At 50.1% G+C, this 13,379-nt stretch carries 16 protein-coding genes and 1 tRNA gene; 5 read left to right on the top strand and 12 right to left on the bottom strand.

Annotated elements, in window-relative coordinates:
• Positions 1 to 3: 3 nt before the first annotated feature.
• Positions 4 to 654, bottom strand: a complete 651-nt coding sequence (lexA, locus tag BQ9843_RS03120) for a transcriptional repressor LexA (RefSeq protein ID WP_022387379.1) — start codon at positions 652 to 654, stop codon at positions 4 to 6.
• A gap of 153 nt (positions 655 to 807) precedes the next feature.
• Between lexA and BQ9843_RS03125 the strand changes: the two genes are divergently transcribed.
• The 3 genes from BQ9843_RS03125 to dut are packed head-to-tail and all read left to right on the top strand — an operon-like array spanning position 808 to position 2,184.
• Positions 808 to 1,236 carry a LysM peptidoglycan-binding domain-containing protein gene (locus BQ9843_RS03125; protein WP_075843847.1) on the top strand — a complete coding sequence of 143 codons (429 nt, stop codon included), beginning with the start codon at positions 808 to 810 and terminating at the stop codon, positions 1,234 to 1,236.
• A gap of 52 nt (positions 1,237 to 1,288) precedes the next feature.
• Positions 1,289 to 1,732: a transcriptional regulator NrdR gene (gene nrdR, locus BQ9843_RS03130; RefSeq protein ID WP_022387381.1), complete on the top strand. Its 444-nt coding sequence runs from the start codon at positions 1,289 to 1,291 to the stop codon at positions 1,730 to 1,732.
• A gap of 8 nt (positions 1,733 to 1,740) precedes the next feature.
• The gene (gene dut, locus BQ9843_RS03135; RefSeq protein ID WP_075843848.1) at positions 1,741 to 2,184 is read left to right on the top strand and encodes a dUTP diphosphatase; all 444 of its coding nucleotides are present in this window, start codon (positions 1,741 to 1,743) and stop codon (positions 2,182 to 2,184) included.
• A gap of 18 nt (positions 2,185 to 2,202) precedes the next feature.
• Here the strand turns inward: dut and BQ9843_RS03140 are convergent, their stop codons facing one another.
• Complete coding sequence (locus tag BQ9843_RS03140; protein WP_075843849.1) at positions 2,203 to 3,462, bottom strand: MGDG synthase family glycosyltransferase; 1,260 nt, start codon at positions 3,460 to 3,462, stop codon at positions 2,203 to 2,205.
• Positions 3,463 to 3,605: 143 nt separating this feature from the next.
• On the opposite strand from BQ9843_RS03140, the gene BQ9843_RS03145 reads away from it, so the two are divergent.
• A complete protein-coding gene (locus BQ9843_RS03145) occupies positions 3,606 to 4,541 on the top strand; it encodes an NAD(P)/FAD-dependent oxidoreductase (protein ID WP_075843850.1) in 936 nt (311 codons plus the stop codon).
• A 373-nt stretch (positions 4,542 to 4,914) separates the two neighbouring features.
• Here the strand turns inward: BQ9843_RS03145 and BQ9843_RS03150 are convergent, their stop codons facing one another.
• Positions 4,915 to 5,787: a DegV family protein gene (locus tag BQ9843_RS03150; protein ID WP_075843851.1), complete on the bottom strand. Its 873-nt coding sequence runs from the start codon at positions 5,785 to 5,787 to the stop codon at positions 4,915 to 4,917.
• Positions 5,788 to 5,882: 95 nt separating this feature from the next.
• Between BQ9843_RS03150 and BQ9843_RS03155 the strand changes: the two genes are divergently transcribed.
• Complete coding sequence (locus BQ9843_RS03155) at positions 5,883 to 6,536, top strand: DUF1836 domain-containing protein (protein ID WP_075843852.1); 654 nt, start codon at positions 5,883 to 5,885, stop codon at positions 6,534 to 6,536.
• Here the strand turns inward: BQ9843_RS03155 and BQ9843_RS03160 are convergent.
• From BQ9843_RS03160 to BQ9843_RS03200, 9 genes are all read right to left on the bottom strand, one after another.
• On the bottom strand, positions 6,533 to 7,066 hold the full coding sequence (locus BQ9843_RS03160) for an adenine phosphoribosyltransferase (protein ID WP_075843853.1): 534 nt from the start codon (positions 7,064 to 7,066) through the stop codon (positions 6,533 to 6,535). The two genes, BQ9843_RS03155 and BQ9843_RS03160, sit on opposite strands and share 4 nt — an antisense overlap.
• A 3-nt stretch (positions 7,067 to 7,069) precedes the next feature.
• A complete protein-coding gene (gene ftsR, locus BQ9843_RS03165; protein WP_040220448.1) occupies positions 7,070 to 7,900 on the bottom strand; it encodes a transcriptional regulator FtsR in 831 nt (276 codons plus the stop codon).
• Position 7,901: 1 nt separating this feature from the next.
• Positions 7,902 to 8,264, bottom strand: a complete 363-nt coding sequence (locus BQ9843_RS03170) for an FHA domain-containing protein (RefSeq protein ID WP_230205568.1) — start codon at positions 8,262 to 8,264, stop codon at positions 7,902 to 7,904.
• A gap of 126 nt (positions 8,265 to 8,390) precedes the next feature.
• Positions 8,391 to 9,131 carry a CDP-alcohol phosphatidyltransferase family protein gene (locus BQ9843_RS03175; protein ID WP_075843855.1) on the bottom strand — a complete coding sequence of 247 codons (741 nt, stop codon included), beginning with the start codon at positions 9,129 to 9,131 and terminating at the stop codon, positions 8,391 to 8,393.
• Between the two features lie 185 nt (positions 9,132 to 9,316).
• A tRNA-Pro gene (locus BQ9843_RS03180) sits at positions 9,317 to 9,393 on the bottom strand.
• A gap of 63 nt (positions 9,394 to 9,456) precedes the next feature.
• Positions 9,457 to 10,671 carry a bifunctional phosphopantothenoylcysteine decarboxylase/phosphopantothenate--cysteine ligase CoaBC gene (gene coaBC, locus BQ9843_RS03185; protein WP_075843856.1) on the bottom strand — a complete coding sequence of 405 codons (1,215 nt, stop codon included), beginning with the start codon at positions 10,669 to 10,671 and terminating at the stop codon, positions 9,457 to 9,459.
• A gap of 3 nt (positions 10,672 to 10,674) precedes the next feature.
• Positions 10,675 to 11,385: a zinc ribbon domain-containing protein gene (locus tag BQ9843_RS03190; protein ID WP_075843857.1), complete on the bottom strand. Its 711-nt coding sequence runs from the start codon at positions 11,383 to 11,385 to the stop codon at positions 10,675 to 10,677.
• A 20-nt stretch (positions 11,386 to 11,405) separates the two neighbouring features.
• Positions 11,406 to 12,197 (bottom strand): Nif3-like dinuclear metal center hexameric protein, encoded by a 792-nt coding sequence (locus BQ9843_RS03195; protein ID WP_075843858.1) that lies wholly within the window; start codon positions 12,195 to 12,197, stop codon positions 11,406 to 11,408.
• Positions 12,184 to 13,371, bottom strand: coding sequence for a cysteine desulfurase family protein (locus BQ9843_RS03200; RefSeq protein WP_075843859.1), 1,188 nt, complete (start codon positions 13,369 to 13,371; stop codon positions 12,184 to 12,186). The genes BQ9843_RS03195 and BQ9843_RS03200 overlap by 14 nt, the downstream gene beginning before the upstream one ends.
• Between the last annotated feature and the right edge of the window lie 8 nt (positions 13,372 to 13,379).

Here is a 13,379-nt window from a genome sequence, read left to right on the forward strand (position 1 = left end):
GCGTTACAGACGACGCATGAGGGCGACAACCTTGCCAAGAATGGTTGGGTTGTCAGCGAAGATGGGCTCCATTGCATCGTTTTCCGGCTGAAGACGAACTCTGCCGCGTTCTTTATAGAATGTTTTGACTGTTGCAGAGCCATCGATCATAGCAACGACTATGTCGCCATTCATTGCGCTGGGTTGTTCGCGAACAATAATGTAATCACCGTTGTAGATGCCGACGTTGATCATCGAGTTGCCATGGACTTCAAGAATAAAGGAGCTTGAGTCTGAGGCGATTTCGGTTGGGATGGTAAAGGTATCTTCGATATTTTGTTCTGCCAATATCGGCATGCCTGCGGCCACGCGGCCAACAAGTGGAAGGGAGACAACACCTCGCATCTCGGGTACAGGAGATTCCTGTGAGATGTCGAGGTTATTATCGGGATTGCCCTCCTGCTCAAATACCTCCAGAGCGCGAGGCTTGGTTTTATCTCGCTTGATGAGGCCATGGGCCTCCAGAGCGGAGAGATGTGCATGTACGGTTGAAGGGGAGGAGAGGCCAACAGCTGCTGCCATTTCGCGAACACTGGGCGGATAGCCCTTCTCCGTCTGGTAGGAGCGGATGAAATCGTAGATTTGCTGTTGGCGCTTGGTGATCTTGCGTGCCATACTTACTCCTCAAACCCAAACAAATGTTCGAATTTCTATTGACTGGAACAACTGTTCGTAGATAATAATATACGAACATTCGTTCTTGCGCTAGTACCTTTGTCCGCGCAAGGATATATAACTCTTCTTGGAACGAACAAGAGAGGTGTAGAGATGAATAATTCCATGACATACGGTAACTTGGCGCTTAAGTCGTATAACATGCATCCTTCATTCCAAGTTATTGATGGTAATTCTCGTTCTTTCAATCATGCGTGCACCTTTACCCAGAAGGCTCCAGTAGCAAATGCGCGTCCAAAAGCTGGTTTGTTTTTCGTTGTTGTCATCGCTATAATCGCGCTTTCTTTTACCTTCTTTACTTCTGCTGCTTCCCAGCGTGCTTTTGATACCGCTTCTGCGAATGCTTCGCGGGCTGTCATCTCTGTTCAATCGGGCGATACGCTTTGGGATATCGCTGAGGAACATCCTGTTTCGCACTTGAGTACTTCTGATACCGTTGCGCTGATTCGCTCTTGGAATGGCCTTACTTCTTCTGAACTCTCTATTGGTATGGACCTTCTGGTTCCCGCTTCCTTTCAATAGGGATTTCTTATTGCATGGGGTATTCTGATTTTTACTAGATTCGGAGGTTCCCATGCGTTGTCCAAAGTGCGGTAATGCCGATACTCGTGTTGTAGACTCGCGTACCCAAGAAGCGACCAATGCTATTAAGCGCCGTCGCGAATGCCGCGGCTGCGGTTTTCGATTTACAACATTCGAGCGTTGCGAAGACCCCATCGAAGTCATAAAAAGCGATGGTTCCACTCAGCCTTTCGATAGAAATAAGCTTCTAGTGGGTCTTATGAGAGCTACGTCAAAACGTGATATCGATCTTGCCGCTCTTAACGGTCTTATCGACGATATAGAGCGTGAGCTGCGCAGCAGCACGCTTACCGCTGTTAGCTCTCATGAAATTGGCGATATGGTCCTTAAGCGTCTTGAAAAACTCGATAAAGTGGCCTACATACGCTTCGCTTCCGTGTATCGTGACTTTAAAGATGTCGATGAGTTCTTTAAAGAACTTCAAAATTTGAGGTGATTGCCCGTATGTCTCGTGTTGATGTTTCTATTAAGCGCTTGGATCCCGCTGTAAGCCTTCCGGAATATGCTTATTCCGGTGATGCTGGTCTCGATTTGCGCTGCAATGAGAGTGTTGATCTGGCTCCCTTTGAGCGTCGTCTTGTCTCTACGGGTCTTGCTATCGCTTTGCCCGATGGGTATGCGGGTTTTGTTCAACCTCGAAGCGGCCTTGCTCTTAAGCGCGGGCTGTCTATCGTTAATACTCCTGGTCTCATTGATGCTCACTACCGCGGTGAACTCAAGGTCATTCTTATCAACCTTGATGCAAAAGAACCTATTCACCTTGAAAAGGGCGAGCGAATCGCTCAGCTTGTAATCCAGGAAGTTCCAACCGTTTGCTTGCACGAGGTTGATGAATTAGACGAGACCGATCGTGGTGCGGGTGGTTTTGGCTCCAGTGGAGTTGCCTAGACGCGATCGCTCCTCGTGCTATCGGATGTGCGCCGGTTTATCACCAATATAGAATTCAGCAAAATGGCGTGTTCGTTTTACGGGCACGCCAACTCGTTTCATGGTTTCGATAACGATGTCTTCGGCAGCGTGCGGCTTTCGAAGTGCATTTGCATTAACAAGCAGCGCTTTAAGCGCGGCCGGATTTTCATGGAGATGATTGAGTGTGGTGATAAGCTCTCGAAAGGTAGTGGCATGCAGACTTGCACCAAACGACGTGAGCATGGTGGTGTTTGCTTTTTCTTGGCCATATGATTTACCAAGCAAGAGCATAGGTAGCTTTGCGCAAAGGCATTCTGTAACAGCGAGTCCGCCAGATTTTAGAACGGCAACATTCGATGCTTTCATGAGGGATGCCATGTCTTCAACGTAATCGAGAACCGACACGTTGTCGAGCCCCATGCCATTAAAAACCGACTTCAGGTGCATTGAATATTCTTCATCTTTGCCAGGGAGAAAAACAAAGTGCATGCGATTGAATCGGCGTAGATAGGGAATAGTTTGCTCGATAGCAGCCCTAAATCGAACATAGGGCTGCGGAAGTGAGGCGCCAGCCATAACTAATACAATTTTTTTGTCGTGGGGGAGTCCAAAGGATTTTTTTATCTGCTCGATGTCGCAAGGATCATCGAAACCGTCGCGTACGGGGATACCTGTGATCTTGATTTTGGACTCTTCAACATGGCGCGGTCTGAGAGTTTCTGCCATGAATTCGGTTGCAACGCAGAATAAGTCGGTTTCTTTATGAGGCCACCAGCCCTCGATTTCATAATCGGTGGGGATACAGACCAGAGGGTACTCGATACCGGTAATCAATCGTGCACCGCAGGCAACGTTTGCGGCTGTGATATGGGTCGCAATAATTGCAAGCGGTTTATTTTCGCGAACATAATCGTTAAACGAGGGAAACATCACGCGAGACCAACCGGTACCGCCGCCCCATAGAAGACGTCCTGTAAGCGTGTAGCGCCAGGTGATGTCGTAAATTGGTCTTGTGGCCCCGGTAAAAGAGGCTGCTGTTTTATTGCCGTCAAATTTAATGCGACCATAGTCGAGAACATCCAGAACGTCGACTCTGACGTTCTCTGGAATATCATGGGTGCCGCGCAACTTATCGATGGCTTGGGCAACGGCATTCGCTGCTGCCTTGTGTCCAGAGCCAACCGATGCGTGCATGACGGTGATGACGGGTTGAGAATTTGATTCAATTGTTGAGGCAGGGTTCTGCTCAACGCTCATAAGGACTCCTTGTCGACATGGACTCTATTCTACGATGAGAATTGATTTGATGCGCAAGCTCGAGAGATAAACATGAATTGATGGGTAGTATTACCGTGTAATGCGAAACACGCATGTTGTTAGCACGCATGAAAGGATGAGCCATGGTTTCGAAAGAGTGTGATTTGGCGGTCATTGGCGGAGGCCCTGCTGGATCTTCCGCGGCCTTGTATGGCGCTCGCGCTGGGTTGAAAACCGTTATTTTCGAACCGGGTTTACCTGGCGGCCAGATTGCTCAGACTGATATCGTCGATAACTACCCCGGTCTTCCCGATATCAGCGGTTTTGAACTTGGTTCTGCTCTGTATCAACATGCTTTGGATGCCGGTGTCGAGCAGGAGCAGCATTTTGTCGATTCGCTACATCGCAAACCTGACGGTTCATTTTTGCTAAACATCGGATCCAGCGAGGTCGGCGCACGTGCTGTTGTCTGCGCTCTGGGTGCTAAAGCTCGTAAGGCGGGATTTACGGGTGAGGATACCTTTACGGGAAGGGGAGTGTCCTATTGCGCGACATGTGACGGTATGTTTTATCGAGGAAAACTTGTTTACGTAATCGGTGGTGGTAAGGCAGCTTGCGATGAAGCTCTATTCCTGGCTCGCATCGCCTCACGTGTCATCATGCTTGTGCGCCGCGATCGGTTCCGTGCCCCCAAGGGTATTGTGAATAAGATTCAAGCAACGGCAAATATCGATGTTCGTTTCAACACATTGGTTGATTCGCTTGCCGGCGATGCGCTTCCAACTACCATTGTCTTGAAGAATGTTTTGACACAGCAGCCAACCGAAGAGCGTCATGATCCTGGGTCATTTGGTGTGTTTGTCTTTACGGGATTTGATCCTGTTGCCGGTCTCGTTAATGAGTACGTTGATATAGCGGATGACGGTGGGGTTATTACCAAAGAAGATATGTCTACAAAGACTCCAGGGCTCTTCTGCGCCGGCGATATGCGCGTAAAGTCCCTTAGGCAGGTTGTCACAGCAGTTTCTGATGGTGCTATTGCGGCAACTTCTGCCTATAATTATCTAGCTTTAATTTAGGTACCTAAGTATTAAATTTTCCTTATTTTTGCTAGAATTCTTTGCTGCCCTGGGGGCGTTCTTTTCTGCAATACTGATTGCAACAGATCGGTCGTTCTAGTTTTCTTCATCCCTGTACGTGGAAGTGTCCTTATATTGCTTACGAAGCAAATCCAGTTTGGCATTCAGTCTACGTCGCTTCGTCTGTAATCACATTGCGTAGCGGTTGGATGGATCGATTTTTATCTGCTGCATTCCAATAATCCATGCATGCATGTGCTTCTACCTAAAACGTAGATAATATATCTTATGTAAAGTAGATGTGAGAGTTAAAAAGAGTGCGGCAGCAAATCAAATTACTGCCGCACTGCATAAAAGGTTAAGCTTGGCTTTCTTATGCCCAGGTGTATCCAATAATCAAACCTTGATTCTCTGCGTAATACGAGCATAACGCTCTGCATGGAAGGATATGAATTTCGGATTCGGGCCATCGCTCGAGTATGGTTTGTTTGAGCTGTAGTGCAGCCGGCTCATTTTCAACATGATCGATAAAGACAAGACCGCCGGAGAATCCATCGCCTTCCATGGAAGCGATGATTTTCTTAGCCATTTTCTTTTCGCCGCGTGCGGGGCCAACGATCTTGATTGTCCCCTCATGGCTTGCGGTGCCAAGCACGCGGATGTTCAGCCTGCTTGCAAGGGCTCCTGCTAATCGAGGCATGCGCCCGTTTTTAGTGAGGTTTTCATAGCGCGACAGCGAAAAAAGCACCTGTGATTTCTCTTCAATATTGTCAATAAAGGCAACGGCTTGTTCAAACGTGGGGTCGTTATCATTTAGGTACCTACTTAATTCGGTTACCAGCACTTCGAGTTTGCCACCTGCCGCACGAGAATCTACCAGATGAATGTTCTTGCCCGAAATGACGCCCTTATGTTCGCGTGCATACTCGTCAAGGACTATATTTCGTGCCATGGAGGCAGCTTCATAGCTCCCCGAGAGGTTAGCAGAAATCGTAACTGCAATTACGTTGTCAAACTTGCGAAATTGTTCTGCCCAAACACCTGCGCTCGGGCAAGAGCTTGAGGAAGCTTCTGGCTCCTCGGCTATGATTCGATTGAGCTCATGAACATCCAGGTTTTCGTCGTCAACATAATCCACTCCCCCTACATGAATAACAAGGGGAACTGTTGAGTATTCTGTTGAGTGATCGGAAGCTTCGATTGAGCGAAGATTGCAGCTTGAATCGGCAACGATAGCCCAGCTCATCTACTTCTCCTTTGCAATGCATACCGTTAGGATTCCCATCTAGTATACAATACTAGATGGAGCGATTATACGTATAGCCATAGCGAGGTGGTTCAATGGACAAAACAAAGGCGCAGCTGACATCACTTATCCCGATGTCTGACAACTCCCCTGCTATTGATGCTGGCCAGCTTATACAACGGCCGCCGTTTGATTGCTTTATGGATTCGGCGGAGATGGATGAAATCAGATCGTCCAAGCTTCCTACATATGATGAGCTTCCAAACGTACCGCTCTATCGCGATCAGGTTATCTCGTATATCACTTTGATACTAAAGCCGCTCGATCGATGCTCGAGTTCCGAGTGGCTGACCCCTTCAATGATTAACAACTACGTTAAGATGCATCTCGTTAGCCCGCCTGTTAAAAAGCAGTATGGTCGCGAGCAGATTTCTCGATTGCTTCTCATCTGTATACTTAAACAATTTTTGAGCATATCGGCAATTGAACAGCTCTTTAAAATCCAATCGGTTGTTAGCTCGCCGCAAGAGGCGTATGACCACATGGTGGCCGAAATCAATCACATCGTTGATATGACGTTTTCGGCCACCGATGTTCAATCGTTGGAACGCGCTCTTCGCGAGACAGGTGAAATCAGTCGCGAAGAGCTTCTTGTACGTGCTGCAGCTCAGGCTTTTGCATCAAAAGCGTTGCTTATGGCCTATCTCCAATTTGCAGGCTTTGAAAACAGTGGAGTGGGTGCTCGCTAATCAACCTTAATCAGCGAAAAAAGATCGTGGTCGCCCGACTCGGCAAGCTTTTTGCGCGGATTGAGGAAGCATAATTCAAGAATGCTCGCGTAGCCTACAAGCGTGGCGCCCATATCCTGGATTAGCCTGCCCGTAGCTGCTGCTGTACCGCCAGTTGCGATAAGATCGTCGATAATCAAGACGCGATCTTCCGGCTGAATGGCATCAGCGTGAATCTCGAGCGTGTCCGTACCATATTCAAGTTCATAAGAAGCCGAAACGGTGGCGCGAGGAAGTTTGCCGGGCTTACGAGCGGGAATAAAGCCAGCGCCCAACTCTAGAGCAACGGGGGTGCCAATCATAAAACCGCGCGCCTCCGGACCGACTACCTTTGTAATCCCCTCGTCTTTGTAGTGAGAGACGAATGCATCGACCATCGTCCTGAACGGCTTGGGGTCGGCAAAAAGCGGCGTGATGTCTTTAAAGATAACTCCTGGCTCAGGATAGTCGGGTATATCGACAATATAGGACTCGAGCTCTTTTACATCCATTGTTTACCCCCGTTTTGTGCTTTTGTTTACAGTAGTACTCGTGGGTTTGTCATTCTTTTCTGTGGCTGCAGCAGCGGCGCGAGTAAGCTCATCATCTATCACGTTGACGTCAGCATCTTCGACAACGGCATTGAGGGACTCGAACACACGGTTTTTGAGAAGCGCGGTGCGAACGCCATCGGTCAAATCGTGGAGCTTGTTAAAGGCCCGTTCAAGCTTTGCTTCGCGGCCTTCATCGGAATCATCCATTCCAAGCATTCCGATAAGGACCTGCTCAAACATGGTGGATTCTCGATTTGCGGCAGAAACATACTGACGAAGATTGCGCGGTTCGATATGGAAGCGATTGAGCTCGGCGCAATAGCGAATAATTTCAAAATCTCGCCCATCAACAAGATCTCGATTTTGAGGACTCTTGATAATGCGAATCAAATCGTTTTCAGCGAGCGCGCGTATGAACGAAATCTCGACTCCGAGGATATCGGGAATGTCTTCGATGGGATGAAGCTTCTGCTTGGTTTCCTTGGGCTCCGTCTTCATGGGAAGGTCGGAGAGCAACCCCACCTCAAAGGCCAGGGTGGAAAGATCGTTTGCGCTATCGAGTTTTTGCTTGATAACGGTTAGCGGCATATACCTGGTTTTTTGCAAGTGCAAAATAACCTCAAGGCGATCGACATCCTCCTTGGAGTACTGTCGATAGCCCTTAGGTGTCCTGTGAGGCGTAATAAGCCCTTCGTCTTCCAGAAAGCGAATCTTTGAGTTTGAAAGATCGGGATATGCACCGCGCAGATAGTTCACAACCTGACCGATGCTGAGGTAGCTTCGCTCAGCCAAGCTACTCACCGGTCTCGATGCGCTCCGGCTGGCTTTCGTGATAGATAAGGGTAAACGTGCCAATTTGAATAGAAGAGCCATCATGAAGCGGTGCATTGCTTACGATGGCCCCATCGACCCAGGTGCCATTGAGCGAACCAAGGTCCTCGATAGAGACCCCAGAGGCATCGTGCTTGATTTTTGCGTGAGAACGCGAGACAGTCATGTCGTTTAAGAAAATGCTGTTTGCGGGATCGCGACCAACGGTCGTGAGTGCGCCTTCAAGCTCAAACGTATTGCCCGTCTGCGGCCCTTTGATAATCGTCAAAACGGGCTTAGAGATAACCTGCGCCTTCATAAGGTCGGGAGCAGTCATATCGTTCATGGGCATGCGAAAAACGCAGGTTGCATCCCCGGAAGGAACGGAATTATGTGTGGAGTCTACAGTGGCCATGAGAACCCCCATATATCAAGCTAATAAGACGAAGATAACGAGTTTATTCTACCCTACTTATTCGGTATACGCTCCAGAAGTAACGTCCTCATCGCTATCATCAATTTCTGGATTAAGGAAATCATCATCCTCATTTTCGGGATGAAGCTTGGCTTGTCTAATGGCGATGCCGCCTTTAATCGTGTAGATAGCGGCAGTGATAAGCGAGAAGCAAACGCCGCCGTAGACAAAATAGATGCCCATGGGTACGGAAGATCCGTTAAGGCCCGGGAACTGCGTAAGCGCGGCGGGAAGTAAATCGAAGCCATCTAGTACAGGAAGGCCTAGAAGCATGAGGCTGAAGCCCGTCATGAGCAGCGCCGTGGCGATTTTTCCGGTATATACGACATCGATGGGACGGCGATGGTAGCGTCGGACGATGAAATTGCCGCAGGCGAGGTACACATCACGACCGATAATGACAACGCAAACCCAGAGTGGTAGTTCACCGCGAGCCACAAGTCCCAAAACGCCGGTGAAAAGCAGGGCCCTGTCGACGACAGGATCCATCATCTTGCCAAGCCAGCTAACCGTTTTGGTCATACGTGCAATCTGGCCATCAAGCCAATCGGTTGAGGCGGCGATGGCGTAGATTACAAGCGCGACATAGCGATTCTCGTTATTGATAAACAAGTAAAGAAAAACGAGAGTGAGTATGAGGCGAATTGCAGTAATGAAATTGGAGATAGTAAAAATCTTATTAGAAGGATAATCGGATGTACCGATGAGCTCCTTTTTGATTTTCTTTTTCAGACCCACAAGGCTCCTTTGAGTGCATACTTTCACGTTTGCATAATACCCGCGAAATGGCCGATTAACCATGGTATCGGAAATACGCATGGGTGGAAAGATACGACCTAGTTGCCGAGCGTAACTCCCTGAGGCAACCACGTTTAAGGATAAAAAAACAGGTCAGAGTAAAAACTCTGACCTGCAATACATGCTGGTCGGGACGACTGGATTCGAACCAGCGACCCCTTGACCCCCAGTCAAGTGCGCTACCAAGCTGCGCCACGTCCCGATATGTCGTTGCGTCTTGCGCAACGAAGAATACTTTACTCAAAGCGAATTAAAGATGCAAGTATTATTTTAAATTAGTTTTGAACAAAAGGCTGCGGGAGAGGATTTCTTCTGCAAGGGCTCCCTTTTCAAGCAATCCAAGATCGTCAACTGTGCTCGAAGTAACCCACCACGCGCGGTTGTTTGAAGAGCCAAAGCCAGCATCCGAACGCGAAACGTCATTGGCGACAATAGCGTCGCACCCCTTGCGCTTGAGTTTGGCCACGGCGTAATCCATGACATCGTTTGTTTCTGCCGCAAATCCAATGACAATGCGATCCTCTTTATTAGAGGATAGTTCTGCAAGGATATCTTGGGTTTGGATAAGCGGAATCGAGTCGATTGGATCGACTGCTTTCTTGAGCTTATGGTCGGACGGCGCAGAAGGGGTGTAATCGGCAACGGCGGCTGCAAGAATGGCGATGGTGGAGCGTCCAAAAGCCTTCACAGCTGCGCTGTACATCTGCGAAGCCGTTTGAACATGGATGGTTTCGATTCCCGCTGGAATGGGAAGCTCGATGGGCCCGGCGATAAGCGTCACGTTTGCCCCGCGATCGCGAGCGGCACGAGCGAGTTCGAGACCCATTTTCCCACTCGAGCGATTTGCAATGTATCGAACCGGATCGATGGGCTCGTGAGTTGGACCTGCCGTTATGAGGACATGCTCACCAACGAGGTCAGTAGAGCCTTGAAGCAGCGAGCAGGTAGCGTCGGCGATGGCTTCAGGCGTTGGCAAGCGCCCAGAACCAATGTCGCCGCATGCAAGATAGCCGGAGTCCGGCTGAACAAAGTGCACTCCCCTACTTTTAAGCACCTCTACATTTTCTTGCGTAGCCGCGGCGCTCCACATTCCCGAATTCATTGCTGGGGCGATGAGAATCGGCGCTTTTGTCGCGAGCAAAGTTGTAGACATGAGATCGTCTGCGATGCCATGTGCCATTTTGGCGATACAATTTGCCGTTGCCGGTGCGACAAGGACGACATCGGCTTCCTGAGCAAGCGATATGTGGTGAATGGGGTCTTCCGGGTCATCGAAGAGTCCTATAGCCACTTTCTCATGAGTCAGAGCACGAAACGTTGTGGGACCCACAAATTGAGTTGCGTGCTCTGTCATAAGCACTTTTACGCGGTATCCCGCTTTTTGCAGAAGGCGCAAGATCTCGCAGGACTTATATGCTGCAATGCAGCCGGTGACGCAGAGAAGGACGGTCTTTTCTTCGCTGGATCCACAGACACCCATAGCCTACTCCTCGGGAAGGATGACCATCAGGCGGTGGCAGTAAGGGCACTCGGTGACCTCGTTGGCATGCTTCAGGTCGCTCATGCTCGAAGACTGTAGGGTCATACGGCAGATGCTCGGGACGTTGCCCTCGAGTTTCTCAACAGCTAAATGGCCAAAGCGTTTTGAGGCGTCCTTATAGGCATTGCCGAGCGCCGGGTCAAGGCTTTCAAAGAGTTGAGTACGCTTGCGCTCGTTCTTATCGATGGCGCTTTGAATATCGACAGCATGCGTACGTGCCTGCTTGGTTAGCGCGACAATGGCGTCTTCGATCTTCTTGAGATTCTGCTTAAGAGTAGCCTCGTCAGCCTGGATAGTGCTGAGCTTCTGGCGGGCTTCGGTGCGCTCAAACTCAACTCGATCAAGCTTTTTGGCAAAGTCGGAAAGCGTAATCTCAAGCTGCTGGACTTGACGGTAGTCGTCCATGTCGACTTCGCGGCGAGCTTTCTCAATTCCGTCGTGAAGTGCCTGCTCGCGACTGTCGAGCTCCTGCAAATCGATTTCAACATCTTTGCGCTGGGCAAAGTATTTTGTCACGTCGCCCTTAAGCTTGATATAGAGTTTGCGGCGTCGCGCTAACTCTGCGATTTCGGCCAGATTCTGAAGCTGCTCTTTGTCGCGCATGAGCGTAAGATCGATTTCCTGCAATTCCAAAAGTGTCGAGCCAACGCTCATGAGGTTCTCCTTAATGATTATTACTTTGCCGTCCACCATTGTGCTGAATGAGTAATTGTAGCTATGGAAGTGGGCGTGACCCCTGCTTCTTGTGCGGCTTTTGCCAAGATTTCCACGAATGGCTCTTCTGAGCGGTCATGGCCAAGCAGCAGTACGTCAAGGCCACGTATTGAGAGGTCCTGACAGATATGATAGCCTGCCTCCCCGCAGATAATTGCATCCACGTTTGCCCTGAGCGCCAATTCTCCGAAATCGCCAAGTGATCCACCGAGAAAAGCCACTCTTGAGATGCGATGGGACGGTTCGCCCCACACACGCGGCTGTGTATGGAAGACGCGAGAAGCACAGGAGGCGAGTTCGGCGAGGTTGGTTTCTGCAATGTCCGCGACTGCTCCCAGGCCAAGAAGATCGGGCTGTTGCATAAATTCAAGCGAAGAAGACGCGGTGAAGTCCATGAGTTCGGGCAGGAGCGTTCGGGCTGCTGCCGAGCGATCGAGATTGGTATGCATCGAAATTACCGACACACCGAGGCGAGCGGCTTCGTAAACAACGGAGGAGGAGCTGGGGGTAAGGCTTTCGGCAGGCTTAAATGCATCCGGAGCTTTGATATAGACAGGATGATGCGTAAGCAGGACATTCGAGCCCAATTTGTGAGCGGAGCGAACATTGTCGAGAGTGGCATCGAGGGCACACGTCACGCCCGTGATTGTAGACGAGGGGTCTCCAACGGACAGTCCGACGTGATCCCAAGGCTCGGCGGTATCGAGCGGAAACGCTTTGAAAAGAGCGTCTAGAAGGCTAGCAACCAGCATGAGGTTCTCCGATAAGTTCGAAAAGACACGAGCAGAACCGATCGAGCGAGGCGGGGTCGATTCGGTCGTCAAAAGAAATGCGCAGGGAGCCCAGTGCGCGATTGCGCGGAATACCCATTGCGAGCAAAACATGGCTGGCATCTTGATTGCCACTTGTGCAGGCTGAGCCAGCAGACACTTCAAAACCACGGGCATCAAGCTGCAAAATGAGGTCTTCTGAGTCGAAATTATCGACGGTGATGGAAACAATGCCGGGGAGATGGTCGACTTTGCGATACTCGCCTATTGTTGCACGGATAAGCGGATGCTTCACCAGGCGGTCATAAAGAGCGTTGGAAAGTTCGGTAAGGCGAGCGAAGTCATGTGCCACATTTGGATATACCTCCGAGGCAGCTGCTGTCAACGCGATTATTTGACGCAAGTCTTGTGTCCCCGGACGCCTACCTGCTTCCTGACCTCCTCCAAAGATGCGAGGTTGAAAGGGCGTACGCGTCTTTAAATACAGCGCACCCACTCCCACGGGGCCACCGATTTTATGACCAGCGAGGGAAAGGGCGTCGATACCGAGGCTATCGATATCAAGTGGGACGTGAAGAAAACCCTGAATAGCATCTGTATGAAAATAGGCCCCATGTTCATGAGCGCAGGCTGCAAGGTCGGCGATAGGCTGAACTGCTCCCGTTTCGTTGTTGGCGAGCATTACCGAAACGAGGGCAACCGAATCGTCCATCATGCTGGCGAGGGTTTTCGCTTCGATAACTCCATGGCTGTTGGGCAAAATCAAATCGGTGGTAAAGCCTGCGGCATGAAGCAGAGGAATGTTGTCGAGCATCGAATCGTGTTCGATCGCCGAGATGAGAACGCGCGTGCGCTGCTTATTTGACTGTCTGGCTCCCTCGGCTATACCAAGAAGGGCCATTGCGTTGGCTTCGGTGCCTCCGCCAGTAAAGATGACTTCGCTTGGGCGAACAGATCGTCCAAGCGTTTGAGCGAGCGAGCGGCGGCATCCCTCGAGCTTTTGTGCCGCCGCTCGACCTAGAGAGTGAAGTGAATTGGGGTTGACTCCGGCAAGCGGGCCATTGTCATATTCGCGCTGAGCATCGATGGCGGAGAGGCGAAGAGGGGTCGATGCGGCGTAATCTAGATTCACTATTTCGGTATGGGCGAAGGACATGGTCGGTC

Source organism: Collinsella bouchesdurhonensis, assembly GCF_900155365.1.
Classification (GTDB): Bacteria; Actinomycetota; Coriobacteriia; order Coriobacteriales; family Coriobacteriaceae; genus Collinsella; species Collinsella bouchesdurhonensis.

What these genes read in the sequence shown, in the direction of transcription:
- nrdR (WP_022387381.1), top strand. Translation starts at nt 1,289, where the DNA reads ATGCGTTGTCCAAAGTGCGGTAATGCCGATACTCGTGTTGTAGACTCG.
- BQ9843_RS03170 (WP_230205568.1), bottom strand. Translation starts at nt 8,264, where the DNA reads ATGAACGATATGACTGCTCCCGACCTTATGAAGGCGCAGGTTATCTCT.
- BQ9843_RS03150 (WP_075843851.1), bottom strand. Translation starts at nt 5,787, where the DNA reads ATGAGCTGGGCTATCGTTGCCGATTCAAGCTGCAATCTTCGCTCAATC.
- BQ9843_RS03160 (WP_075843853.1), bottom strand. Translation starts at nt 7,066, where the DNA reads ATGGATGTAAAAGAGCTCGAGTCCTATATTGTCGATATACCCGACTAT.
- dut (WP_075843848.1), top strand. Translation starts at nt 1,741, where the DNA reads ATGTCTCGTGTTGATGTTTCTATTAAGCGCTTGGATCCCGCTGTAAGC.
- lexA (WP_022387379.1), bottom strand. Translation starts at nt 654, where the DNA reads ATGGCACGCAAGATCACCAAGCGCCAACAGCAAATCTACGATTTCATC.
- BQ9843_RS03145 (WP_075843850.1), top strand. Translation starts at nt 3,606, where the DNA reads ATGGTTTCGAAAGAGTGTGATTTGGCGGTCATTGGCGGAGGCCCTGCT.
- BQ9843_RS03200 (WP_075843859.1), bottom strand. Translation starts at nt 13,371, where the DNA reads ATGTCCTTCGCCCATACCGAAATAGTGAATCTAGATTACGCCGCATCG.
- BQ9843_RS03140 (WP_075843849.1), bottom strand. Translation starts at nt 3,462, where the DNA reads ATGAGCGTTGAGCAGAACCCTGCCTCAACAATTGAATCAAATTCTCAA.
- BQ9843_RS03190 (WP_075843857.1), bottom strand. Translation starts at nt 11,385, where the DNA reads ATGAGCGTTGGCTCGACACTTTTGGAATTGCAGGAAATCGATCTTACG.
- BQ9843_RS03195 (WP_075843858.1), bottom strand. Translation starts at nt 12,197, where the DNA reads ATGCTGGTTGCTAGCCTTCTAGACGCTCTTTTCAAAGCGTTTCCGCTC.
- BQ9843_RS03125 (WP_075843847.1), top strand. Translation starts at nt 808, where the DNA reads ATGAATAATTCCATGACATACGGTAACTTGGCGCTTAAGTCGTATAAC.
- BQ9843_RS03155 (WP_075843852.1), top strand. Translation starts at nt 5,883, where the DNA reads ATGGACAAAACAAAGGCGCAGCTGACATCACTTATCCCGATGTCTGAC.
- coaBC (WP_075843856.1), bottom strand. Translation starts at nt 10,671, where the DNA reads ATGGGTGTCTGTGGATCCAGCGAAGAAAAGACCGTCCTTCTCTGCGTC.